The sequence below is a fragment of the Exiguobacterium profundum genome (assembly GCF_001909285.1).
Classification (GTDB): Bacteria; Bacillota; Bacilli; order Exiguobacteriales; family Exiguobacteriaceae; genus Exiguobacterium; species Exiguobacterium profundum.
On record NZ_MRSV01000001.1, the window covers coordinates 2313561 to 2338240 of the forward strand.

Below are 24680 nucleotides of genomic sequence, written 5' to 3' on the forward strand. Positions count from 1 at the left end.
TAATACAATATTCTGATAATTTTGCAAAGTGTTTATTTTGATTTTTCTAAAAAATTTTATCTATAGTCTAAAAGCCCGCCTACAGTGGCGGGCTTTTAGCTCAATTTTCGTATTTTTTTGCAAAGGTTAGGACATATGAAGGACCGGTGACCGGATATCCGATATGGTCGTAACCTTTTTCGATCACATAAGAGCGTCCAGCTTGATAGATTGGCATAACAACAGCCTCTTCTAACAGCTGTGCCTCCGCTTCTCGGAAGATTTCATTTCGTTCTTCCAACCGATCCGTTGAGCGAGCCTGATCCATCAATTGATCATACGATTCGCTAGCATATCGACTCGAATTGAGGACATCGTTTGTTTCAAATTGAGTCAAATAGGCGGATAACATCGGATAGTCCGGTTGCCAGCCTGATAGAGAAAACGCATAATCCCCTGAGACTTCTTTCCTAACTTTTTCTCCTAAGGGGAGCTCGATAATGTTAACGGTCAAACCATCCAACTGTTCCAAATTCTTCTTTAATTTTGCGGAGATTTGACGCGCTTCGTCATCGACAAAGCTGAGCAGCTCGATTTCGAGTTCATCTTTCTTCAGCCGTTTCTTCACGGTGTCAAACAATTGGTCGGCGTTTCCTTCTAATTGTGCGATCGCATCCTCTTGGTCGATGACGAGTAATCGTTCTGTCGTCTGTTCCGCTCGCGCGAGTGAATCCTCGATTTCCGACCGCTCAAGCGTCAATGCGATGGCTTGTCGGAACGCTACATCATTAAACGGGGCTTTTTTAACATTCGGCTTTAAATAAAAGACTCCACTTCGTGGAACGTCCTGTACGTTCAAAATTTCCTCATCAATCGTGGAAACGTCAAAATCGTATGGGACGGGTTGCATCCCTGTCGCTTCCGTCAAGTTCGCTTCACTATTAATGGTAATCGTTTCAAGCGTGACCTGTTCAGCTTCTCGGTACGTTTCATTTTTATGTAACGAGATGGTCGTATCTCCGATTGCCTTGATTTTAAATGGACCGTTCGTCTCTAGCTCTTCCCATGCTTCCACATTTGGTTGAGGTAAAAATGCGGGCATCGCCAAAATCTGTTCGAACCCTTCCATCGGACGGACAAGAGTCAACTCGAGCGTCCGGTCATCGATTGCCTTGACCCCTAGCGTATCCGGTTCTTGTTGGCCAAGTCCGATTTCTTTTGCGGATTGAACATCTGCTAGTAAGAAGCTGAACGGTGAATTCGTATCAACGTCCACGAGTTTTTGGAAGTGATCGACGAATGTTTGCGCGTCAATCGCATTCCCTTCTGTCGTCACACTCTCTTTTAATGTGAATGTATAGACCGTTCCGTCTTCGGATCGCTCTAACTTCTCAACGAGCGCTGGTTCGATGGACCCGTCTGCTCCGAATCGATACAGGCCTTCATAGAGATGGGACAGGATTGTTTGAGATGACGGATCGATTGCTAGCATGACATCCGGCTGAGTCGGAAGTGACTCCCCGTAAATCGTCAATTGTTGTTCTTCTACTGGTACTGGTTTGCGTGACTGCTCTCGTTGTTCGTTCCAAATAAATAAAAAAAGGATAAGGACTGAACCTAACAAGGCGGCCACGATGAATGATTTCTTTTTCATTCGTTGCACTCCTTTCTGTTAGACCAACCCTTATACCCTAACCTTTTTTGTGTGTTTTTTCTACCGTCAGTTCATCACTTTTGCAAATGCGAGTGTCGCATTGTGGCCCCCGAAGCCGAGTGAGTTACTGAGTGCATAACGAATGTCAAGTTCCCGATTTCCTTCACGTACATAATCCAAATCACAATCTGCTGCTGGTGATTCGCAGTTAATCGTTGGATGAATCTTGCCTTCGTGAATCGATAATGCTGTGATGACGGCCTCGACGCCACCTGCACCACCAAGAAGGTGACCAATCATCGATTTTGATGAGTTGACGGCGAGCTTGTCAGCGTGTTCCCCGAACACTCGACGAATCGCTTTCGTCTCGAGCATATCGTTGAGCGGTGTACTCGTTCCATGCGCGTTGATGTATTGAACATCTTCTGGCGTGATTCCAGCGTCACGAATCGCCTCACTCATCGCTTTTGATCCGCCCTCAGCTTCTGGTGACGGTGCTGTGATATGGTATGCATCCGAACTCATTCCATATCCGACAACTTCAGCGTACATTTTTGCCCCACGTGCCAATGCGTGCTCATATTCTTCTAACACGAGCACCCCAGCTCCTTCACCCATGACGAACCCGTCGCGATTCTCATCGAACGGACGGCAGGCCGTGTTCGGGTCTGGATTCGTAGATAGAGCTTTGTTCGAACAAAATCCTGCGAACGAGAGTGGTGTGATTGGCGCTTCCGCTCCACCTGCGAACATAGCGATGGCATCTCCACGTTGAATGACACGGAACGCTTCGCCGATTGAGTTCGTCCCTGACGCACAAGCCGTCACGGAACAGTTGCTCGGTCCTTTTGCTCCAAGATAGATAGATACTTGTCCGCTCGCCATGTTCGGAATCATCATCGGAATGAAGAACGGGCTGACGCGACGTGGTCCACGGTCATGCAAGATGGCCGACTGTTTGTCAATCGTCTCGACGCCACCAATTCCGCTCCCGATCCAAATCCCGACATCGTCCGCGATCGCTTTCACATCGAGTCCGCTGTCTTTATGGGCAGCGTCTGCCGCAAGTAAAGAATATTGGATGAAGGAATCCATCTTACGCGCTTCCTTCGGTTCGACTAAATGATCGATGTTCCATTCCTTCACTTCCGCCCCGACCTTGGCCGGGTATTGACTGATGTCAATCTTCGTCAACGTATCAATCGCGTTATCCCCTTTTAACAGGCGATCCCACATTGTTGAGACATCGTTTCCTAATGGTGATACGACTCCTAATCCTGTCACTACTACTCGTTTCATAAATGATTCCCCTCCGTAATGGTTGCGTGATTCCATGTCAGGCAGCTAGCCCCCCACGTGAGCCCAGCACCAAATCCTGCGATGACGACCGTTTGTCCATCTTGGATTTTGCCAGACTTGACCGCCTCGGCCAATGCGAGTGGAATGGAAGCTGCTGATGTATTCGCATGGTCTTGAATGGTCATGACAACTTTCTCTTCTTCTAAGTGTAAACGCTCCATCGCAGCGTCGATGATTCGACGGTTCGCCTGGTGTGGAACGAGGACGTCAAGGTCCTCCAACGTCTTATCGGCTTTGTCCAGTGCCTCAAGAACGATTTCGGGCATCTTCCGAACGGCAAATTTGAAGACTTCACGACCGTTCATGACGATTTTACCTTCTTCATTTTCATACAGATGTTTGCCACCTGTCCCGTCACTTCCGAGCACAAGTGAGTCAATTGAAGCGATATCGTCTTCCCCGAGCACGACAGCCCCTGCCCCATCTCCGAAAAGGACAGCCGTCGATCGATCATCCCAATCAATCAGACTTCCCATCTTCTCTGCGCCGATGACGAGCGTCTTTTTAAATCCTTTTGAATCCATGAGACTCTTCGCCGTGTCCATTGCAAAGATGAAACCGCTACATGCCGCGCTCACGTCGAACGCCACGGCGGCTTTCGCGCCAAGATTCGCCTGAACCACACATGCAGTTGCCGGGAAGGCTGGCGCCGTTGCTGTCGCACAAACGATGGCTTCAATGTCGTCGATCGTGACGCCCGCACTCTGTAACGCCCGTTCAGCAGCGCGTGTCGCCATATCTGCGACTGTCACATCTCCTTCAGCCAAATGACGTGCCTCGATGCCTGTACGAGTACGAATCCACTCATCGCTCGTATCCATTCGTTTTTCTAAATCGATATTTGTCACCCGATTGTCCGGTAAGAACGATCCGATGCCGATGATTCCAATATTCATATCGTCGACCCCTATTCTTAGTATCTGGTACTAATATAAGGGAATAAAAAGAGGATGTCAATGCATCCTCCTCGTGTTGACTGGATTAAGCTTGTTCTAAACGCTTTGTGACAGCCATGACCATCTTCGCAGAGTTGATCGATGCCGTCTCCAAAAACTCGTCGAATGACAAGTTCGCTTCTTCGTCTGCACTGTCTGAAATCGAGCGTGTGACGACAAAAGGAATACCAAACTGATAGCACGTTTGAGCGATCGGGGCAGCCTCCATTTCGACCGCTGCGACGCCGTCGAAATGACCGAGGATGTCCGCCACGCGTTTCGAATCGTTGATGAACGAATCTCCCGTCACAATCAATCCCTGATGTACATTCACGTCCGGCAAGTTTTCAATGACATCTTTACAGACGCTGACGAGCTTGGCATCCGCCTCATACGCAGGCGGCATACCTGGTACTTGTCCGTACTCATACCCGAATGCCGTCACGTCGACATCGTGATGACGAACTTCCGTCGAGACGACGACGTCTCCGACTTTCATCCCTTTTTTAAAACCACCGGCAGACCCTGTGTTGATGACGACGTCCGGTTTGAACTTATCAATCAAAAGTGTCGTGCCGATGGCAGCATTGACTTTCCCGATGCCTGACTTCAAGATGACGACTTGCATGTTACCAAGATAGCCCTCATAAAAATGATAGTTCGCGATTTCAGTATCTACTCGTTCTGTCAACTCGTTCCGAAGTAGATTCACTTCTTCTTCCATCGCGCCGATGATGCCTACTTTCATTCCGTCTCCTCCTCAGAAAGAGAGCGACTTCCGAATAGGAGGTCGCTCAACAATTTATTTGATTTCTTTAATTTCGACGACCATGTCGCCACCTGGTGTTTGCACCGTGACCACATCACCAATCGTACGTCCAAGAAGTGCCTTGGCGATCGGTGATTCGTTCGAGATTTTCCCTGTGAACGGGTCTGCCTCAGCTCCACCAACGATTGTATACGTTTCGTCTTCATTATCTTCTTGAATGAAGAACGTTACCGTCTTCCCGATTGAGACAACCGAGTTATCGCCTGCATCATCTTGAATGATGACCGCGTTACGGAGCATTTCTTCTAATTGTGCGATGCGTCCTTCGACCATCGCTTGTTCTTCTTTCGCCGCGTCATATTCCGCGTTCTCTGACAAGTCACCGAAATCACGAGCAATCTTAATATTTTCAACGACTTCTTTACGGCGGACCGTCTTCAGTTCGTTTAATTCATGTTCGATCTTCGCTTTTCCGTCTAACGTCATATAGTGTTGTTTTTCAGCCATTTCTGTCACTCCTTCATTGTCTCCTAGTATATTACAGCTAGGGTTGAATTGAAAACGATTTATTTCCTCACGCGCGATTGCGCTCAGTGAGCACCCAACGGATTTTGGTCACGAGTAAATCGATCGCGACAAAGTTTTCTCCGCCTTCAGGAACGATGATATCTGCATACCGTTTTGTAGGTTCACAGAATTGTAGGTGCATCGGACGCACCACATTTGTATATTGGGCAACGACCGAATCGATTGAACGTCCACGTTCATTCAAATCACGCTGCATACGACGCAAGATTCGAACGTCCGCATCTGTATCCACGAAAACTTTGATATCCATCAAATCTCGTAAACGCGCATCCTCGAGTGCCAAGATCCCTTCGACGATGACGACATCGACGGGTTCGATTAAGATGGTTTCACTTGAACGCGTGTGGGCCGCATAGTCATAGACCGGCTTTTCAATCGCCTGATGTTGTTGTAACTGTTGGATATGTTCGATCAACAAATCGTTATCAAAGGCGAAGGGGTGGTCGTAGTTCGTCTTGTACCGCTCCTCCATGGTCATCTCTGATTGATCCTTATAGTACGCGTCTTGCTCGATCATGACGACCGATTGACCTTGAAACGCATCGACGAGCGCGCGGGCCACGGTCGTTTTTCCTGATCCGGTACCCCCGGCCACGCCAATAATGACGGGTTTATGTTGCATCAAAGTTAAGTCCTCCTCATCGTAATTTACGACTGATTGCTAGGCCATCACCAAGGGGCAAAATTGCAGTATGATAATCGGTCCGTGCCATCAATTGCTCAGTAAACTGTTTCACGAGACGCACGAGCCGGCGTCGGCGTCGGTCTAAAACCGATACATCCTCTAGCAAGACGTCTCCTCGTAAAAACAAATTATCGCTGTAAATCGTACCACCAATTGGTACTAAAGCGCCATACCCATCAAAAAATTTTTGATATTGTCCTTTTGCCGCATCAATAAATACGGCATCGAATTCACCTTCAATCGTTCCAATCAATTCGACGGCATCGCCGTGAACGAGCGTAATACGATCGCGCACGTCCGATCGATTGATGAATTCCGTCGCCTCTTCGAAACGGCGAGCATTCCGCTCGATAGTGACGATTTCTGCATCGGGTAACAATTCTGCCATGCGAATGGCACTATAGCCGATGGCCGTACCCACTTCGAGGATTCGGGTCGGCCGTTGCATCGCCAGTAAGGAGAGCAGCACTTCCGAACCCGTCAAATCCATGATTGGGACGTGATGAACACGCGCGAACGCCTCCATCTCCGTCAATAGCGGGGAGCGGTCATTGATTAGTTTTTCTACATATCCCTCATAGGATGCATGGTCCACTCGTTCCACCTCTTAACTCTCTTCATTCAAACGACCGGAAGCATCCGCTTCCGGTCGTCCCATCAATTACTGTTTGCTTCTTCAAACGCTTCCCATTCGGAACGGTACTTATTGACGTTTTGTTGGTGATCCTCATAGTCGACTTCGAACAAGACTTCCCCGTTCGGGAACCCTTCACGTGGAGGGCGTGCGTAGAAGTAAATGTTCTCCGTGTCGTTCGGATTAAGCACCGCTTCAAATGCGTCACGGCTCACGGCCGCAATCGGTCCAATCGGGATGCCTTCGTAACGATACGTGTTATATAAGGAATCGTTCTCCAAGTCCGCGAATGAAGTGAAAATCGATGTTTCTCCCGTTCCGTACCAGACGGTCGGGTCAGATTGTAATTTCATTCCGTCGTTTAAGCGATTCTCGAACACGCCAGCAATCTCTTTACGGTCTTCCGTTGACACCGCCTCTTTCTCGACAACGGATGCGAGCGCGAGCGTCTCATGGAACGTACGTCCTGAATCGGCTAAACGACCTTTGTATTCTTGATACATACTTTCGGTTGGTAGTAACATCTCGTCGATGATTTCATTGAGCGTTACGCCTTTATTGAATTCATATGTGGCTGGGAACAGGTATCCTTCAAGCGGATGATAGATGCCTTCCTGCAATACTTCTTCCGTCAACATTTCATGCTCGTTTACGAGAGACTGAATGTATTCACGGTCGCTCAACTGCTCAGAAATCTCTTCTTTCGGGATTTCGGCCACTTTCGCAAGCCTCGCAATCACCTGATCAATCGTGAATCCTTCTGGAATGACGAGCTTGATATCAGGGACCACAATGACTTTACCTGTTTGCAACGTTTCAATCAATTCATCGATTGATTGTGACGGAGATAACGTATACGTCCCCGCCTGGAACGACGATTCGTTCTTAAAGCGTGTATAGAAACGGAAAATCGTGCTACTCCTTACAAGCCCATTCTCTTCTAGTAATTCACCAATGTATCCCGAACCAGCACCGAGCGGGACTTCAATCTCGACCGTTTCAGTCGAAGTTGGGTCAATCGGTTCGATGGAACGCTTCACAAAGACATATGTGAGCGCCGACCCTGTGGCGATGACGAGAAGGAAGATGGCCAGGATGACAACCGTGATGCGACGGACGATCCGGTTGCGGGCACGTTTCTCATCTGACATAGATGGATGATTCATGCATTTCTCCCCTGTTCTTTTTATAAAGAGAGGCGACGAGGGATGTTCCCTAGTCGCCCGTCCCCTATTTAGTCTAGACCGACTTCGTCATTGACGATGTCGAATGCTTCCATGACCTCATCGAAGTCTTCATCGTCTTCGACGAGCTTCAAGATGAATTCGCCATCTTCAAGTTCTTCAATTTCAAATGCGTATACTTCAATCGTATCTTCATCTTCTGTCTCTGGTGCGCCAACCGGTTCGAGTACGACAAACGTCTTTTTCGAACGGTCGCTCGTCATACGGAAAATTTCTGCAAATAAATGTTCGTCTCCATTTTCGTCTGGAATACGGTACATTTCTTCTTCACGACGGATTTCTGCCATGAGAGATTCCTCCTTATTTCCCGGAACGATCCAGGTAGTTTTGTAAAATCATCACGGCCGCCATCTTGTCGATGACCGCTTTTCTCTTTTTGCGGCTGACATCTGCTGAAATGAGCATCCGTTCCGCTTGCATCGTCGTTAATCGTTCATCCACCAACACGCAAGGTAAGCCTGTCTGTTCTGTGAACGCCTCGGCAAATGCCTCGGACGCTTCACCGCGCGGACCGACTGTTCCATTCATGTTTTTCGGGTGACCGACGACGACTTCTTTCACATCGTACTGCTCGATAAACGGACGAAGGAGACGGACGGCTTCATCAAAGTCAGGTTCGGTCCAGTAGACCGTCTCCACACCTTGCGCCGTCCATCCCATCAGGTCACTCACCGCGACACCAATCGTCTTCGATCCGACATCGAGTCCCATGACTCGCTTCATATTAATCCTCTCTACGATCGTTCAAATACGATTTGACCAACTCTTCGAGAAGTTCATCCCGCTCAATTTTACGAATCAAGTTTCGCGCATCATTATGACGTGGAATGTAGGCAGGGTCACCTGACAGTAAGTATCCCACGATTTGATTGATCGGTTGATAACCTTTTTCCTCGAGTGCTTGATATACCGTAATCAGCGTCTCACGTGTGTTAGCACGTTGATCATCTTCTGGAAAATTGAATTGCATCGTGCGATCCATTTGGCTCACAAGAATCCACCTCTTTCCGTTTGCACTTCACACTCTATTATGCCAGTGATTCGACGTAATGTGAAGCAAACTTCAATGCTTCGTCCAGTTTTGTTGCATCACGGCCACCTGCTTGTGCCATGTCTGGACGACCGCCACCGCCACCACCGCAGCGTGTCGCGACTTCTTTAATCAGTTTTCCGGCATGGAAGCCACGATCGTTCAAGTCTTTCGTCACACCTGCGACGAGGTTGACCTTCTCACCGTTCGCCGAACCAAGGATAATCACGGCAGAACCGAGTTTCCCTTTCAAGTCGTCGACCATACTGCGAAGGGCATCCATATCTTGTCCATCGACGCGTTTCGCAATCAATTGAACGCCATCAATCGTTTCGATTGCATCCGTTAATGAAGATGCCTCGATGTTGGCAAGCTTCGCTTTAAGCGATTCTGAAGCACGCTCGACTTCTTTGATTTCAGCTTGAAGTGCTTGAACGCGTGCAGGAACTTCAAGTGGTTTTGTCTTCAACAGTTTCGCTGCTGCTTCAAGCGTCTCGATTTGCTGGTTCATCACTTCATATGCGCCAGCTCCCGTGACCGCTTCAATTCGACGCGTCCCAGCGCCAATCCCTGATTCAGACAAGATTTTAAAGAGTCCGATTTCAGCCGTGTTGGAGACGTGAATCCCACCACAAAGCTCAACCGAGTAATCCCCTGCTGATACAACCCGAACGACATCACCATATTTCTCGCCGAAGAGTGCCATCGCACCTTTTGCTTTCGCATCCGCAATGTTCATCTCTTCGATGTCGACACCGATTGATGCCCAAATTTTCTCGTTCACTTGACGCTCAATCGATTGAAGCTCTTCAGGTGTCACTTGACCGAAGTGTGAGAAGTCAAAACGGAGACGATCTGGTGTCACGAGTGAACCCGCCTGGTTGACGTGCTCCCCGAGCGTATCTTTGAGTGCACGATGCAAAAGGTGCGTCGCCGTATGGTTTTTGACGATGGCTTGACGCGATGCCTGGTCGACAGTGGCTGTGACGGCTACTTCCGCTTTCGCCACACCTGACTCGACCGTGACAGTATGCAAGTTCTGTCCGTTTGGCGCTTTCGACACATCTTTCACGCGAAGAAGGAAGTCTTCTCCGACGATTTCTCCTTTATCACCGATTTGACCGCCACTCTCAGCGTAAAATGGTGTCTGATCGAGGATGACTTGTGCCTCTTCCCCTGCAGCGACGACGTCAGCGAGTTCGCCGTTGTGAATCAAGCTGATGATTTTTGCGTTCGTCTCAAGGTTGTTATAACCGAGGAATGTCGACGGCATCGTGATGTCTGCAAGCACACCCGACTGAATCTGCATCGATTCTACATCAGCACGCGCTTGACGTGCACGTTCACGTTGCTCGTTCATCGCTTCTTTGAAACCATCTTCATCGACCGTCATCTGATGGTCTTCTGCGTATTCGATTGTCAATTCGAGCGGGAAGCCATACGTGTCATAAAGACGGAATGCATCTTGACCGCTGATCACGTTTGACCCAGCAGCTTTTTGTGCTTTCGCAACTTCGTTCAAAATTGCGAGACCGTCATTCAACGTTTCGTGGAAACGCTCTTCCTCGTTCTTGATGACTTTCTTGATGAAGTCTTTCTTCTCGTTCACTTGCGGGTAGAAGTCGACCATGATGTCTCCGACGACATCGACGAGCTCATACATGAACGGACGCTCGATTCCTAGCATCTTCGCATAACGTACAGCACGGCGGAGAAGACGACGGAGGACATAGCCACGTCCTTCGTTCGATGGAAGTGCCCCGTCACCGATTGCGAACGATACTGTACGAATATGGTCCGCGATGACTTTGAACGCAACGTCTTTGCTGCTGTCTTGACGGTATACGTCGCCACTGATTTTTTCAGTTTCACGAATGATCGGCATGAAGAGGTCGGTATCGAAGTTTGTCGGTACGTCTTGAAGGACGCTCGCCATCCGCTCGAGTCCCATCCCTGTATCAATGTTTTTGCGCGGAAGCTCTGTATAGTTTCCGTGTCCGTCATGGTTATATTGGCTGAACACGATATTCCAAATTTCAAGATAACGCTCGTTCTCTCCACCTGGATAAAGTTCAGGGTCTGTCGGGTCGTCCCCGAATGCTGGTCCACGGTCAAAGAAAATCTCCGTGTTTGGACCAGATGGGCCTTCGCCAATTTCCCAAAAGTTATCTTCTAGCGGGATGATGCGATCAGCCGGCATGCCGAGGTTCAACCAAATTTGTTTTGACTCTTCATCGTCCGGGTGAATCGTGACAGAGAGACGGTCCGGGTCGAGTCCGTACCATTCGTCGCTCGTCAACAGTTCCCAACCCCATGTGATCGCTTCTTCACGGAAGTATTCACCGACTGAGAAGTTCCCGAGCATCTCGAAGAACGTATGGTGACGCGCTGTCTTCCCGACGTTCTCGATATCGTTCGTACGAATCGATTTTTGAGCGTTGACGATACGTGGGTTCGCTGGAATCACACGTCCATCAAAGTATTTCTTCAATGTCGCAACACCAGAGTTGATCCACAACAAAGTCGGATCTTCAACCGGTACAAGTGAAGCACTCGGCTCCACGCTGTGCCCTTTTGATTTGAAGAAATCTAAGTACATTTGGCGAATTTGTGCGCCAGTCAATGATTTGAGCGGTTTCATGAACAATTCCTCCTTATTTCTGAACGAAACGAAAAAAAGCGATGCCTGCCCCTGTGGAAAGGGACGAAAGCATCGCTTCGTGGTACCACCCTCGTTCGCACGGTATACACCGTGCCTCGAACATCCGTTAACGTGGATGAGGCGCCCAGGTTGAGTGGGGACTCCAGAATAGCTTCGGTCGGCCGACCCCCATCTTCTCGCAGCCTAGGAAGATGTCTCTGTAGAGGCGGTGACGACGTACTCATTTCCTTCATCGTCTGTATCGTTTCAGTTGTCTATTCGTCATTATCACACGCGTTCGGAAAGACGTCAAGACTTCCCGCCTAAGCGCTCGACCAATTTTGTCCGTCGCACCGGCTCCTCTTCTCGCGTCGCCGCCTCGAGCGCACGCACGTCACCAAACAAGAGTAAACTCTTCTTCGCCCGAGTCACAGCTGTATAAATCAAGTTGCGCGACGATCGGAATCCTCCGTTGAAGAAGACCGGCATGAGAACGATTGGGAACTCGGAACCTTGTGACTTATGGATCGTGATGGCGTAGGCATGGGTGAACTGGTCCCATTCACTACGGTTGTACTCGACTTCTGTCTGGTCGAATCGGATATAAATCTTGTCGACCTTATCGACATTTTCCTTCGCGTAGAAGATGTTCGTGATTTCCCCGATGTCCCCGTTATAGACGTTCTCCTCGGCGTTGTTGACGAGTTGTAGCACTTTATCACCGTTTCGGTAAATGCGCGTCCCATGCTTCACTTCACGGGCACTTGATTTTGGATTGAATACGTTTTGAAGTGCTTCATTCAGTCCGTCAATTCCACATACCCCTCGATACGTCGGTGCGAGCACTTGAATATCAAACGGTGAATATCCTTTTCGGAGAGCCGCTCCTGCCATCTGACAAATCGCTTGAAGTGCCGTCTCCTGATTCGCCGTATAGAAGCGCCGGTCCGGCAGTGACGCCAACAAATCTTCTGGCATCTTTTTGGCGTTCAAGGAATGGGCAAGTCGGAGGATGCTCGATTCCGACGCCTGACGGTGGACGACGTCGAGGCGGACGACCGGAATCCCTTCTGTCGCCATCAAATCGGCAAGTACTTGCCCCGGTCCGACAGACGGGAGCTGATCGCGGTCTCCAACGAACAAGATTTTCATGCCGTTCGGTACCGCCTTTAGCAAGCTTCGGAACAAAAAGATGTCAATCATCGACGCCTCATCGACGATGAGCACTTTCCCGACAAGCGGATTCGTCTCATCGACTTGGAACGAACTACCGTCGAACTTTAACAGCCGATGAATCGTCGAGGCCGGTAGCCCTGTCGACTCGCTTAGGCGTTTCGCCGCTCGACCCGTCGGTGCGGCCAAGACGAACGGGAACGGTTGGTTCGGAACGGGATCTAACTTCCAATCGAAGACGTCGCTGAGTGCATGAATGATCCCTCGGACGACCGTCGTCTTCCCGGTACCTGGACCACCTGTGAGAACCATGAGCGGTGACTTGAGCGCAAGTTCGATGGCTTCTCGCTGTTGGGTCGCATATTCGATTGAAAACATTTCCTCAACACGTCCGACCGCATCAAAGATGGTCGTCATATCCACATCCTCTGTTGTCGATGTCGCCATGATGCGCGCCAACTCTTCTGCCGCTTTTCGCTCAGCACGGAACACGCGAGGGTGATAGACGACCCCATCATCGATGACGACCCGTTCTTCTTTGGCAAGTGACTCTAATGCCGTGACGAGCGCCTCACCTGGGTCCGCCCCGATAATTCGAGGCATCTCGGCTTCAAGTTGTTCTGCCGTCACGTAGAGATGACCGTTCCCTTGTTCGAGTTCTAACACGTAAAGCACCGCTGCCGCGATGCGTTCGGGATGAATGCCTTGAATCCCGAAGTGCGCCGCGATGGCATCAGCCGTCTTGAAACCGATGCCCTGTACGTCGTACATGAGCGCATACGGATTCTTCTCAATCGTCTCCATCGCCCGTCCTTCATACTCTTTATGGATTTTTGAGGCGAGACGCGGTGTCACGTCGAATGGAGCGAGAAATAAAAGTAATTGATCGACCCCATATAAGACATTCAGGCGCTCGGTGATCACACGTGCCTGCTTTTCTTTCAATCCGTCGACCTCGGACAGGATGCTCGGATGTTTCACAATCTGGTCGATACAATCGTCCCCGAGAGAATCTGCAATCTTCTGCGCCGTCTTTTGACCGATTCCAGGGAAAGACCCGTTCGTCAAAAAGCGGACGGCTGCCCGTTTCGTCATCGGGACGACACGGCGAATCCAATCCGCCTTCATCTGTTTTCCGAATCGAGGGTGTTCGACGAGACGACCGTGCGCCTTATACGTCTCGCCCTTCTCAATGCCGACTCCGACGCCTGCGATAACCATCTCGGTCTCATCCGTCTCAAAATTCTTTTCTTTTATACGTACGAGCGCAATCGTATGCGCCTCTTCTTCTGATTGAAACAGGACGCGAATGACTTTTCCAGTCAACTCATAAGGTGTTGCCATCATATCCGACACCTCCAGCTATTTTTCCATCATCCATTATAGCCCGAGATGAATCGATTGAACAAATGCCCTAGTCGAATAGACTCAAGATTTGCTCGATTCGGTCGAGATCGACGACCTCCAAAATACGTATCAACTGTTCGATATCGACCCGGTCCAAAATGCGCTCAACCTGATCCAGGTCCACCTCTTCAATTAAACGCTGGATCCTATCCAAGTCACCAGACGCCTGATATGCCTCGAGTTTTGTGAAGAGCTCGGTCTTCTCGATGCGGATCGAGTCCTGAAGCATCCCCCTCGCCCCGAACAGGACGAGCCCGATGACCGCCAACTGAATCAACCAGTTCGTCACGACTTTCCAGAATGGAACGGTCTGATGGATGAACGGGATGAGCGGAATGAACGTTACTTGAAGGAGTAACATCCCGACTTGGACATATACGTTCGGAATGAGGAATCCGAGTACTGCCAAAATCAATGGAACGACCCAACCAATACCGACATGTTCAGATGTATGTTGCCAAGACTTTTGCTCACTGTATACATAGTGAACAGCCCATCCAACGAGAAGGAGCGCTACGAATAAAAGAAGGATTAACGTTAAGAGTCCACGTGGTTCAACGACCACTTGATATAAGATCGTATTCGTCCATTTCCCGTCTGCTAATCGTTCATTTACCGATTCAAATAATTGATTCAACCAGACGTACTCGACAATAAAAAACAAAATGACGCTGACCATGCTAAATTTTCGCAAGCCACTCGACCTCCTTCTATAGGTTGTCATTCCCCCACTTCAACACAGCTAGTCGCGTTTTTGATTTAAAGAAACGGGGAACTGTTCGAATGAAACATTGAAGGAGGAATCATCTATGGGCAAACGAATTCCAGTCAGCGGATTATGTGAACTCGTTTTAGAAGTGACAGACATGAACGAAGCCGTAGCCTTTTGGCATGAAAAATTAGGGCTTCCTGTCGTCGAACAATGGGTCGGAGACGATGCCGAACCGAGTGAATCACAAGAACAAGCGAACGAACCGTGGGCAACATGGCTCTATATCGGCGGGAACACACGGTTAGGTCTTTGGTTGAAACGCGACTTTACGGATGAAGAGGATGCGAACCGGAAACAAGACGTGACGGAATGGGACACGCTCTATGATGAAGGTGGCGTCCACGTCCACTGTGCGTTCTTCGTTCCGATGGAGTCGTTTGAACAGGCACTCGAAATCTTAGATGAGACCGATGTCCCTGTTAAACTTCGGATGTGGGACGAGGATGAGACGAAAAATGGGAAAGAACGCTCTGCGTACTTCAAAGACCCGAGCCATAACATCATCGAACTGTATACGAAAAATATGGACGAGGCGTACGGCGAGTTTGCCGGAGAACCCGTCAAAATCACAACGAAACAACTCTAATCGCGTCAACAAAAAAGTGCCATCGCAATGGAGCGATGGCACTTTCCTATTCAAGAAATCAGTTTCCAAGCAGTGCATCCATCTTCGCGACGGCGTCACGCGCAAGTTCATGATCCGGTTGCATCTCCAAGACGCGTTGAAGCTCAGCGTACGTTCGTTCCTGGTCACCCAAGAACGCATATGCGATTGCCAAGTTGTAACGGGCATCCGTATGGCTCGCATCGAGATCGAGCGTCTCTTCTAGCGCAACGACCGCCTCTTCGAGCTGTTCACTCTGTGCGAGTGCAAGTCCGTATTGGAACGTGATCTCCACGTCTTCTGGCGATTGTTTTTTCGCTTCACGCAGGCGTGGCATCGCTCGAACGAAATCACCCATCGCCTTATACGTCAACCCGAGCATGAAATGAAGATCAGCATCATCCATCCCAGAAAGGAGCGCTTGGCGAAGCGACGCCTCCGCTGACTCCAATTGCTCGAGTTCATAGGCAAGTGCACCTTTCGCGTAGTGAGCGGCACCGAACGAACCATCGAGCTCGATCGCCTTATCATAGAAGATGACGGCACGATCGTAATCGTTGATCGCCTGGAGCAATGTCCCCATGTTGACGAAACCAGTCGGGTCCGTCGGGTTCGCTTCGATGGCCTCATTGAAATGTTTGGCCGCCTGTTCGAATTCACCTTGCTGCATCGCTTGGATGCCTTGTTCGTTTGCGTTCATATCAATCACCTCATCCGATATAGTCGAGTCGTTTTCCGTTTCGATACGCTTCGTCAATCGTTGCCCCACCGAGACAGATGTCGCCATCATAGAAGACGACCGCTTGTCCTGGCGTGATGGCACGTTGTGGCTCATCGAACTTGACGAGGACCTCGCCATTTTCGAGCGGAGCGATCGTGACCGGGACATCTTGTTGGCGATAACGGAACTTCGCCGTCGCCCGGAACTCTCCTGATGAAGCAGCTCCCGTCCATGATAGTTTCGAAGCGAGCAGCGCATCTGAGTAGAGCGCGTCGTGATGGAACCCTTGTCCGACGAACAAGACGTTGTTCTCAACATCTTTCCCGACGACGAACCAAGGATCACCGTCGCCACCGATTCCGAGACCGTGACGTTGTCCGAGTGTATAATACATCAACCCGTCGTGACGTCCTTTGACGACGCCATCGAGCGTCCGCATTTCACCAGGCTGTGATGGAAGGTATTCCGACAAGAATTCTTTAAAGTTCCGTTCACCGATAAAGCAGATTCCCGTCGAATCTTTCTTCTTCGCCGTCGCGAGTCCTGCCTCTTCGGCAATCGCACGTACATCTTTCTTGTCCATATGACCAATCGGGAACATCGTCCGCGCGAGCTGGTCTTGTGACAATTGGTTCAAGAAATACGTTTGGTCTTTGTTATCGTCTTTTCCTCGTAACAGACGATGCTCACCATCAACATATTTCACTTGCGCATAGTGTCCGGTCGCTACAAAATCGGCACCGAGTCGAAGCGCATGGTCGAGGAATGCTTTGAATTTGATTTCTTTGTTACACATGACGTCCGGGTTCGGCGTCCGACCGAGACGATATTCCGCTAAGAAATATTCAAAGACGCGGTCCCAATATTCTTTTTCAAAGTTGACCGCATAGTAAGGAATCCCGATTTGGTTCGCCACGGCGATGACGTCTTCATAGTCCTCTGTCGCCGTACACACACCGTTCTCGTCCGTGTCATCCCAGTTTTTCATAAAAATTCCGATGACGTTATACCCTTGTTCTTTTAACACATGGGCCGTCACCGATGAATCGACGCCACCTGACATCCCGACGACGACCGTCGTCTCTTCAGGGGCTTTCGTGCGTAAATTCATCTATCTCACTCCGTTCATAAATGTCGAGACGACTTCTTCTAGTCGCTCCGCGAGCCGTTTCGCGTCCTCGACCGAGTTACCGTGGCCAAAACTGATTCGAACAGACTGACGCGTCCGCTCTGAATCCCCGTACATCGCCGACAATACATGGGACGGTTCGACCGACCCCGCCGTGCAGGCGCTCCCGCTCGAAATCGCCATGCCCCGCATATCCATCATGATGAGGAAAGGTTCAAGGTCAATTCCAGGGAGGTATAGGTTCACGATGTGAGGTAAACGATTCGACCCGTTCACCTCATAAGACACGCCTAGTTCGTCAAGACGTTGACGCAGTGCCAAATCGAGCGAAGCATAGAGAGTCACTCGGTCCTCACGCTCTGCCATGACGAGTTCAGCTGCTTTTTGGAATCCGACGGCACCCGGAACATTTTCCGTGCCGGCTCGACGTTTACGTTCTTGTTGTCCACCAAAAGAACGTGACGCTAATTTTACACCTGTTTTCATGAAAAGAAAACCGATACCTTTTGGCCCATTCACTTTATGTGCGGACGCCGACAATAAATCGACATGAATACGTTTCACATCAATTTCTTCTGTACCGAGCGCTTGTACCGCATCCGTATGGAAGAGAGCCTGATGGTCTTGTAACAACTCCCCGATTTCTTGAATCGGTTGGCGCGTTCCGACCTCGTTGTTGCCGTACATAACCGATACGAGAATCGTATCCTCACGTAACGCTGATCGGAACGTTTCTATATCTACAGCTCCCGACTCATCAACATCGAGATACGTGACGTCGAAGCCCTCGCGCTCAAGTTGCTCCATCGCGTGAAGAACGGCGTGATGTTCGACTTTTGTCGTGATGATATGTTTGCCTTTTTCTTGATGGGCATACGCCGCACCCAACAAAGCATAATTATCTGACTCCGTCCCACCTGACGTAAAGACGATCTCGTTCGGTGAAGCACCAATCCACTTTGCGAGGACGCGACGTGACGAATCGAGCGCCGCCCGGGCGTTACGTCCAATTCCGTGGATGCTCGACGCGTTCCCGTACGTCTCTAAAAAGTAGGGTGTCATCGCTTCGAGGACTTCTGGTCGCATCGGTGTCGTCGCAGCGTGATCAAAATAGTTCATCTAAAGTCACCTCATTATTAAATATAAAACATGTAGCCGTCTGACTCTTCCTCAGCGAGGTCAGCGAGTGTCGTTTCATCAAGGACGGTATCAATTGCTTCTTTGATTTTATCCCAAAGCTTCCGTTTCACCGCATCATCTGCTTCAGATTCTTCGACGATGGCCAGCGGTCCTTCGAGCAAGCGAATGATTTCACCCGCTGTCACTTCTTCTGGCGGTTTGACGAGCTGATAGCCGCCATACGCACCACGCACGCTCTTGACGAGTCCACCGTTACGGAGTGGGCCGATTAATTGCTCTAAGTAATGCTCTGGCAATTCATGTCGTGCCGCAATCTTTTTTAAACTGAGCGGTTTGTTATCAGTCTCGCGTGCCAACGCAATCATAATCGTCAAGCCATAACGGCCTTTAGTAGATATTTTCATCTTCAAGTCTCCTTCTGTTATACTAATCGAACAAACGTTTGTCGAAAGGAATGGTTACGTATGCCTGATTTATTTCATCAATCGAATGGCGGACCGCTCGCCAATCGGATGCGCCCCGAAACATTAGATGACGTTATCGGACAGCGCCATATCATCGGCGAGGGCAAGCTACTTCGTCGTGCCATCGAAGCCGATCGACTTGGTACGATTATCCTATATGGTCCACCTGGCACCGGTAAGACGACACTTGCCCGTGTTATTTCGAATTACACGAAAGCGACATTCGTCCAATTGAACGCCGTCACAGCAAAACTCGATGAATTGCGGAACGTCATTCGTGAAGCGGAGTCCCGCTTCGACTATGAAGACGAACGGACGATTCTCTTTTTAGATGAGATCCACCGGTTCAATAAGCTCCAACAAGACGCACTCCTTCCTGCCCTTGAGTCTGGAAAGCTCGTCCTCATCGGAGCGACGACAGAAAACCCGAGTTTTGAAGTAAACGCCGCACTCCTGTCACGCGCGACCGTGTTTCGACTCGAGCCACCTGGTGCTGAAGAGTTACGTGCCGTCCTTGAGCGGGCGCTACACGACTCACGTGGTCTCGGAAATTATCCGGTCAAAATGGATGAAGCTGCTGCAGACCATTATATCAAAATGGCGGATGGTGACTACCGTGTCCTGTTGAACGCACTCGAACTCGCCGTCTTGACAACGCCTGAGGTGGACGGAGAGATTCATATCACGCTAGAGGTCGCGGAAGAGTCGATTCAACAGAAGTCAATCAAATACGATAAGACGGGCGACCGACATTACGATGTCATTTCGGCGTTCATCAAATCGATTCGGGGGTCTGACCCGGATGCCGCGCTATACTGGCTAGCCGTCATGATTGAGGCTGGCGAATCTCCGCGATTCATCATGCGTCGTTTATACGTCCATGCCGCCGAAGATATCGGAATGAGCGACCCGAACGCACTTCTCATCGTCGATGCAGCAGCACGAGCGAGCGAGTACATCGGTTTTCCAGAAGCTCGCATCCCAATCGCAGAAGCCGTTCTCTATTTGGCAACCGCTCCAAAATCAAATGCGGTCATCACCGCCATCGACAAGGCGCTTCACCACGTCCGCACAGTCGAGGGAGGCCCTGTGCCCGTACATCTCCGGGATGCCCATAGTCCAGGAGCACGTGAACTCGGGAACGGGGTCGGATACAAGTATCCACATGACGAAAAAGACGGGTTCGTCCCTCAAAACTATTGGCCAGAAAACTTGGCTAGAAAACGACCAAATTACTATAAACCGACGCCACGTGGATTCGAGCAACAAATCCAAAAACGGCTCGATTATTGGGAAAAACGACGCGACTCGAAATGAGCCAGCGTCGTTTTATTTTTGGATGCGGTTGATTTCGACGCCCGCTTGTTCGAGCAAGTCATTGATGACGTATCCTGCAGCGACAAGTCCTGCAACCGATGGGACGAACGCGTTCGAGCTCGGTGGCATCTTCGCTTTACGGATCGGGGCATCTTTCTTCCCGACGACCTCGTTCACGTCCTCGCGTGTCACGATTGGAGATTCGTCCGAGAAGACGACCGGGACGCCTTTGTAGATTTTCTCTTTACGTAGACGAGTACGGACCATCTTCGCAATCGGGTCATATGACGTATCTTTAATGTCGACGACCTTGATGCGTGTCGGATCCATCTTATTCGCCATCCCCATGCTTGAGATGACCGGGATGCCGCGACGCTTACATTCTACGATTAAATGAATCTTATAGATGATCGTGTCTGACGCATCGATGACGTAGTCGATGTTTTGAGCGAAGAACTCTTCATATGTCTCTTCTGTATAGAACATCTTCAATTGGACGAGGTCTAAGTCCGGGTTGATGTCAAGGAGACGTTTCCCCATCGCTTCGACTTTCGGTTGACCGACCGTCGACAATAGTGCGTGGATTTGTCGGTTGACGTTCGTGATGTCGATATCATCTTTATCGACGAGGATGATGCGTCCGACGCCACTGCGCGCAAGTGCCTCTGCCGCAAATGAACCGACACCGCCGACGCCTAAAATCGCGACCGTTTTATTCTTTAAAGCATCAAGGCCTTCAGAGCCGATGGCCAATTCATTACGTGAAAACTGGTGTAACATATTTCTTCCTCCAACTAATCCTATTTTCTCATACTATTTTACTCGGAATTATATTCAAAAAAAAGACGTCTCGCGACGTATTTACAAAAAAATCGATGGGGCCCGGAGTGCCGTGACGATGCCTTGCTTTTGAACCTGCGTATGCAGGTGGGTGACCTAGCGTTTCCTTCACAAGTCCTCCTGCACGTGATGAGGCAGTTGATCTGGTTAGCAGTTCGGTCTCCCGTATTCAAAGTGTTGGCTCAAAATAACGAAGGCGGCTCTCGTACACCTCAGGTATCCCATCTGTTGATTTAACTATAGCGCTTCTGTAAAAAGAAGTCAATGAGAAACGCCGACTTCACGTGACAGTTTGGTCACAACCATTTGTTACGAAACGCACGGTCCGGGTCATACGTGAACTGTTGACGCTCGATGTTGAAACGGCGGTCGCGCGAGTCGTTCCCGACACCCGCCTGGTACGCCCAATTCCCCCAATTGCTCGCCACGTCGTAATCGATTAGTTTCGATTCAAAGTAGGAAGCCCCGTAACGCCAATCTTGTTTTAACTCTTTTGAAAAATAATTCGCCACGATTTGTCGCCCCCGATTGGACATCCATCCCGTCGCATTCAGTTCGCGCATAAACGCATCTACGAAATCAACACCCGTCTCTCCCTTTCGCCATTTTTCAATGACATCCGCCTCGACTCGCCAGTCTTTCCGTTTCGACCGGATGCCTTGTGATCGAAATAATTTTTTCCCTTGCTCGAGTGCGACCCATTGAAAGAACTCACGCCATAATAGTTCAAAGTACAGCCAGTACGTTGATTCATTTACCCCATGCGTTCGTTCATGTGCCTCGAGTTCAAAGAATACCCGTCGTGGGGATAACGAGCCGTTCGCTAAATAAGAAGATAGCTTCGTCGAGTCATCGACACCAAAACCATTTCTCGTTTCTTTGTACGTTCGAATCGGCACGGACAAATAGTCATTCAATCGACGCTTCGCTGCCAATTCGCCACCTTTGAACGGAAACGCCGTCCTCGGGTCTTGCTTTACTTCTTGAATCGAAAATGGGAACGTCACCTCGCGTGTGGCAGCCGTCGCCTTACGGGAAATCAGTTCTCGGGGACGTACATCATATTCGACCGCTTTTCGAAACTCCGTGAAGAGAAACGGCATTTTCTCAAACGGGATATCGCCCTCTTCAAATAACGTGAATCCACCGAACGTCTCGTACTCCCCTTTCCATTTTTTGATCACTTCATTTTCACGTCGGCGCTCATTGTATCCGACTGCCCGCTGAAACAAGAGACGGTCGGACGGGTCGAGCGTTTCGAGCGGATGACCAACGTGCACGTGAAATGGGATACCAAGTGCGTCGAGTGAACCGGCCACATCCTCTAATGACTCCTTCAAGAAATGAAGTCGCTCCTTCCCAAGTGGAATGACGCCATAACGATTTTCAACGAACTGATTCGGACTGATAAAAAAATGACCTTCGATCGGATCATCATGGCGAAGTGCCTCTTCAAGCGGTAAATGATCATCAATACGTAAATCATTTTGGTACCAAATGATTGTTTTCATCAATAGACCTCCTCCACCCTATAGTATGATGGGTTATAATCTTTGTCATGAAGATGGAATGTGCTCGAGATATGTTTTCAAAATCAAATTGTGTGGAATATATTCTTCTAGAAGAGAAAGGGGTGCAGCATAATGGCTAAGAAAGGCAAAATGGGAACATTGATTAAAATCGCGACGGCGGTCGCACCGTTCGTCTACGATTACTATAAAAAGAACAAAGCAAAGAAATCACCGAAGAAATAAAACTCACGTCTCAGCCAATAAGCTGAGACGTTTTTTTTATGTTTTTCAATCGCCTGTGCTAAGATAAATCAATCATTCTATTGAAACGAGGCGATGTTCATGCACGTCCGATCCATCCATCTTTTACGCATTCTCTTCAAATGGGGTCTCTTCATGACCGGGTTGTTCTTACTCGCGCTCGGTTCATCCATCATGATCACGGCAAATCTCGGGGTTTCCACGTGGGACGTCCTTCATATCGGTATCGCTCACCATCTTCCGATTTCAATCGGGACGGTGATTTTATGTGTCGGTCTTTTACTCGTTCTATTTAAATACATACTCGACCGCATCCGTCCTCAGTTCGGAACTCTAGTAAACGCGGTGTTCGTTGGGGTGTTCATGAACGTGATATTAAATGAGCAATGGCTCCCTGTTTTCGAAGGGATGATTGTGAATATTGTTTGGCTCACATTCGGCATATTTGTGATGGGCATGGGAGCTGGTCTCTATGTCGCCGTCGGGTACGGTGCCGGTCCACGCGATGGATTGACGCTTGCCTTAGCAGACCGTTTCCAAACGTCCGTCCGTGCCATGAGGACTTGGATGGAACTGACCGCTTGTTTCATCGGTTGGGCACTCGGCGGACCACTTTTCTTCGGGACCGTCTTATCGATTTTCCTCATCGGTCCATTCTTCCAGTTTTGGCTAGAACGGTTCCGCCTGTTCATCGCCTATGTCGATCGTCTCAAAGTAAAATTCGCATGAAAAAGAGAGGAGATCTCCTCTCTTTTTATGTGTTCGGAATGAGCACAATCTTTCCGAACTTACCCGATTGTTTAAAATACGCCTGTGCCTCACGTGCCTCTTCAAGCGGGAACGTCCGGTCAATGACCGGTTTTAGCTTCCCTTCGGCGATCGAGCGCAACATCTCCGCGAATTCATATCGTGTCCCGAGAACAGACCCGTACATCGCGATATGTTTCAAGTACAGCGTCCGGAAGTCGATATGGGTCGTCTGTCCTCCCGCCGAACCAGAGATACAGAACTTCCCTCCCTTTTTCAAGATGTTTAGAGATACATCAAATAGCGCATCTCCCACGACATCGAGGACCGCGTCGACCGGGCCACCGTTCGCAGCGATGATATCATCGGCGAGCGTCTCAGAACGATAGGAAAACACTTCGGTCGCCCCAAGCGCTTTTAACTCTTGCTCGTTTTTCAAATCACCGACGATAGCGAACACATTCGCCCCGAATACGTTCGCCGCAATTTGGATGTTGAGTGAGCCGACCCCGCCACTTGCCCCAGTGACGACAATCGTCTCACCGGAACGGATGTGTAACTGCTCGTTCATATGCCAAGCCGTGAGACCACTTACGGAAAAGACTGCACTCTCGACGAAATCATCAAGCGGCATGTCAAAACAAAGGTCAGCCGGCCATGATACATACTCCGCGTAGCCCCCGTCATACTCTGATCCAATAAAGGACATATCGTCCGACAAGTGTTCCTTCCGCTCAGGTCCGCTCGAGGTGAACGGGAATAAGACGACGTGTCGACCCATCATCCCTTGGTCGACCCCATCTCCGAGCTCGACGACTTCACCAGTGATGTCTGAACCGGGAATGCGTGGGAACTGGACACCTTCCGGGCGCCATCCTGACTTCTCCCCAGTTCCATAAGCCCCTTCTCGCATCCATATTTCCGTATTGTTAATCGCGCAGGCGCGTACCTTGATCAGCACTTCTCCTGCTTTCGGAGACGGTTTCGGGATATCAACCACTTGGAGTTGGTCAACGTCCCCATATCCTACGACTTGTACAGCTTTCATGGTATTTTGCCTCCTTCGCTTTCGTTCA

The 24680-nt window shown here is 49.6% G+C and carries 24 protein-coding genes and 1 other RNA gene; 3 read left to right on the forward strand and 22 right to left on the reverse strand.

The features are described 5' to 3' along the window. Positions 1-100: 100 nt before the first annotated feature. The 14 genes from BBB58_RS11980 to BBB58_RS12045 all read right to left on the reverse strand — a co-directional run bounded on the left by BBB58_RS11980 (position 101) and on the right by BBB58_RS12045 (position 14792). Positions 101-1633 (reverse strand): peptide ABC transporter substrate-binding protein, encoded by a 1533-nt coding sequence (locus BBB58_RS11980; RefSeq protein ID WP_074037433.1) that lies wholly within the window; start codon positions 1631-1633, stop codon positions 101-103. 66 nt (positions 1634-1699) lie between these two features. Next, positions 1700-2932: a beta-ketoacyl-ACP synthase II gene (gene fabF / locus BBB58_RS11985; RefSeq protein ID WP_074037435.1), complete on the reverse strand. Its 1233-nt coding sequence runs from the start codon at positions 2930-2932 to the stop codon at positions 1700-1702. After that, positions 2929-3888, reverse strand: a complete 960-nt coding sequence (locus BBB58_RS11990) for a beta-ketoacyl-ACP synthase III (protein ID WP_074037436.1) — start codon at positions 3886-3888, stop codon at positions 2929-2931. The genes fabF and BBB58_RS11990 overlap by 4 nt, the downstream gene beginning before the upstream one ends. Positions 3889-3973: 85 nt before the next feature. Next, entirely contained in the window at positions 3974-4675 is a 702-nt protein-coding gene (mtnN, locus tag BBB58_RS11995) for a 5'-methylthioadenosine/S-adenosylhomocysteine nucleosidase (RefSeq protein ID WP_074037438.1), read from the reverse strand. Between the two features lie 54 nt (positions 4676-4729). Further along, positions 4730-5203 carry a transcription elongation factor GreA gene (gene greA / locus BBB58_RS12000; RefSeq protein WP_015881202.1) on the reverse strand — a complete coding sequence of 158 codons (474 nt, stop codon included), beginning with the start codon at positions 5201-5203 and terminating at the stop codon, positions 4730-4732. Between the two features lie 67 nt (positions 5204-5270). Further along, positions 5271-5906, reverse strand: coding sequence for a uridine kinase (udk, locus tag BBB58_RS12005; RefSeq protein WP_015881201.1), 636 nt, complete (start codon positions 5904-5906; stop codon positions 5271-5273). A gap of 16 nt (positions 5907-5922) precedes the next feature. Beyond that, positions 5923-6564: an O-methyltransferase gene (locus tag BBB58_RS12010; protein ID WP_074037439.1), complete on the reverse strand. Its 642-nt coding sequence runs from the start codon at positions 6562-6564 to the stop codon at positions 5923-5925. Between the two features lie 62 nt (positions 6565-6626). Beyond that, the gene (gene mltG, locus BBB58_RS12015) at positions 6627-7769 is read right to left on the reverse strand and encodes an endolytic transglycosylase MltG (protein WP_084543099.1); all 1143 of its coding nucleotides are present in this window, start codon (positions 7767-7769) and stop codon (positions 6627-6629) included. Between the two features lie 68 nt (positions 7770-7837). Continuing rightward, entirely contained in the window at positions 7838-8134 is a 297-nt protein-coding gene (locus tag BBB58_RS12020; protein WP_015881198.1) for a DUF1292 domain-containing protein, read from the reverse strand. Positions 8135-8147: 13 nt separating this feature from the next. Beyond that, entirely contained in the window at positions 8148-8570 is a 423-nt protein-coding gene (gene ruvX / locus BBB58_RS12025; RefSeq protein ID WP_015881197.1) for a Holliday junction resolvase RuvX, read from the reverse strand. A 1-nt stretch (position 8571) separates the two neighbouring features. Beyond that, the gene (locus tag BBB58_RS12030) at positions 8572-8838 is read right to left on the reverse strand and encodes an IreB family regulatory phosphoprotein (protein ID WP_015881196.1); all 267 of its coding nucleotides are present in this window, start codon (positions 8836-8838) and stop codon (positions 8572-8574) included. Between the two features lie 37 nt (positions 8839-8875). After that, complete coding sequence (gene alaS, locus BBB58_RS12035; RefSeq protein WP_074037440.1) at positions 8876-11518, reverse strand: alanine--tRNA ligase; 2643 nt, start codon at positions 11516-11518, stop codon at positions 8876-8878. Between the two features lie 309 nt (positions 11519-11827). Beyond that, positions 11828-14035, reverse strand: coding sequence for an SF1B family DNA helicase RecD2 (gene recD2, locus BBB58_RS12040; protein WP_074037951.1), 2208 nt, complete (start codon positions 14033-14035; stop codon positions 11828-11830). A 70-nt stretch (positions 14036-14105) separates the two neighbouring features. Next, positions 14106-14792, reverse strand: coding sequence for a hypothetical protein (locus BBB58_RS12045; protein WP_074037442.1), 687 nt, complete (start codon positions 14790-14792; stop codon positions 14106-14108). Positions 14793-14907: 115 nt separating this feature from the next. Here BBB58_RS12045 and BBB58_RS12050 point away from each other — a divergent pair, with 115 nt between their 5' ends. Then, positions 14908-15456, forward strand: coding sequence for a VOC family protein (locus BBB58_RS12050; protein WP_074037443.1), 549 nt, complete (start codon positions 14908-14910; stop codon positions 15454-15456). A gap of 58 nt (positions 15457-15514) precedes the next feature. Here BBB58_RS12050 and BBB58_RS12055 read toward each other — a convergent pair whose 3' ends face one another. Genes BBB58_RS12055 through cymR form a run of 4 tightly spaced genes read right to left on the reverse strand, consistent with a single transcriptional unit; the run spans position 15515 to position 18868 of the window. Beyond that, positions 15515-16297, reverse strand: coding sequence for a tetratricopeptide repeat protein (locus tag BBB58_RS12055; RefSeq protein WP_244150745.1), 783 nt, complete (start codon positions 16295-16297; stop codon positions 15515-15517). Beyond that, positions 16185-17306, reverse strand: a complete 1122-nt coding sequence (gene mnmA, locus BBB58_RS12060) for a tRNA 2-thiouridine(34) synthase MnmA (protein WP_074037444.1) — start codon at positions 17304-17306, stop codon at positions 16185-16187. The genes BBB58_RS12055 and mnmA overlap by 113 nt, the downstream gene beginning before the upstream one ends. Then, positions 17307-18443: a cysteine desulfurase family protein gene (locus tag BBB58_RS12065; protein ID WP_074037446.1), complete on the reverse strand. Its 1137-nt coding sequence runs from the start codon at positions 18441-18443 to the stop codon at positions 17307-17309. It abuts the gene before it with no gap. A 17-nt stretch (positions 18444-18460) separates the two neighbouring features. Next, positions 18461-18868 (reverse strand): cysteine metabolism transcriptional regulator CymR, encoded by a 408-nt coding sequence (gene cymR / locus BBB58_RS12070; protein WP_074037447.1) that lies wholly within the window; start codon positions 18866-18868, stop codon positions 18461-18463. 60 nt (positions 18869-18928) lie between these two features. Between cymR and BBB58_RS12075 the strand changes: the two genes are divergently transcribed. After that, a complete protein-coding gene (locus tag BBB58_RS12075; RefSeq protein WP_074037449.1) occupies positions 18929-20245 on the forward strand; it encodes a replication-associated recombination protein A in 1317 nt (438 codons plus the stop codon). Positions 20246-20257: 12 nt separating this feature from the next. On the opposite strand, the gene BBB58_RS12080 is transcribed toward BBB58_RS12075, so the two are convergent. The 3 genes from BBB58_RS12080 to BBB58_RS12090 all read right to left on the reverse strand — a co-directional run bounded on the left by BBB58_RS12080 (position 20258) and on the right by BBB58_RS12090 (position 22596). Further along, positions 20258-21025 carry a tRNA threonylcarbamoyladenosine dehydratase gene (locus BBB58_RS12080; RefSeq protein WP_074037451.1) on the reverse strand — a complete coding sequence of 256 codons (768 nt, stop codon included), beginning with the start codon at positions 21023-21025 and terminating at the stop codon, positions 20258-20260. Between the two features lie 95 nt (positions 21026-21120). Next, a non-coding RNA gene (ssrS, locus tag BBB58_RS12085) (6S RNA) lies at positions 21121-21307 on the reverse strand. Between the two features lie 74 nt (positions 21308-21381). Beyond that, positions 21382-22596 carry a DASH family cryptochrome gene (locus BBB58_RS12090; RefSeq protein ID WP_074037452.1) on the reverse strand — a complete coding sequence of 405 codons (1215 nt, stop codon included), beginning with the start codon at positions 22594-22596 and terminating at the stop codon, positions 21382-21384. 342 nt (positions 22597-22938) lie between these two features. On the opposite strand from BBB58_RS12090, the gene BBB58_RS12095 reads away from it, so the two are divergent. Next, complete coding sequence (locus tag BBB58_RS12095; protein WP_074037454.1) at positions 22939-23586, forward strand: YczE/YyaS/YitT family protein; 648 nt, start codon at positions 22939-22941, stop codon at positions 23584-23586. A gap of 25 nt (positions 23587-23611) precedes the next feature. Here BBB58_RS12095 and BBB58_RS12100 read toward each other — a convergent pair whose 3' ends face one another. Continuing rightward, positions 23612-24652, reverse strand: a complete 1041-nt coding sequence (locus tag BBB58_RS12100) for an alcohol dehydrogenase family protein (RefSeq protein WP_074037455.1) — start codon at positions 24650-24652, stop codon at positions 23612-23614. Between the last annotated feature and the right edge of the window lie 28 nt (positions 24653-24680).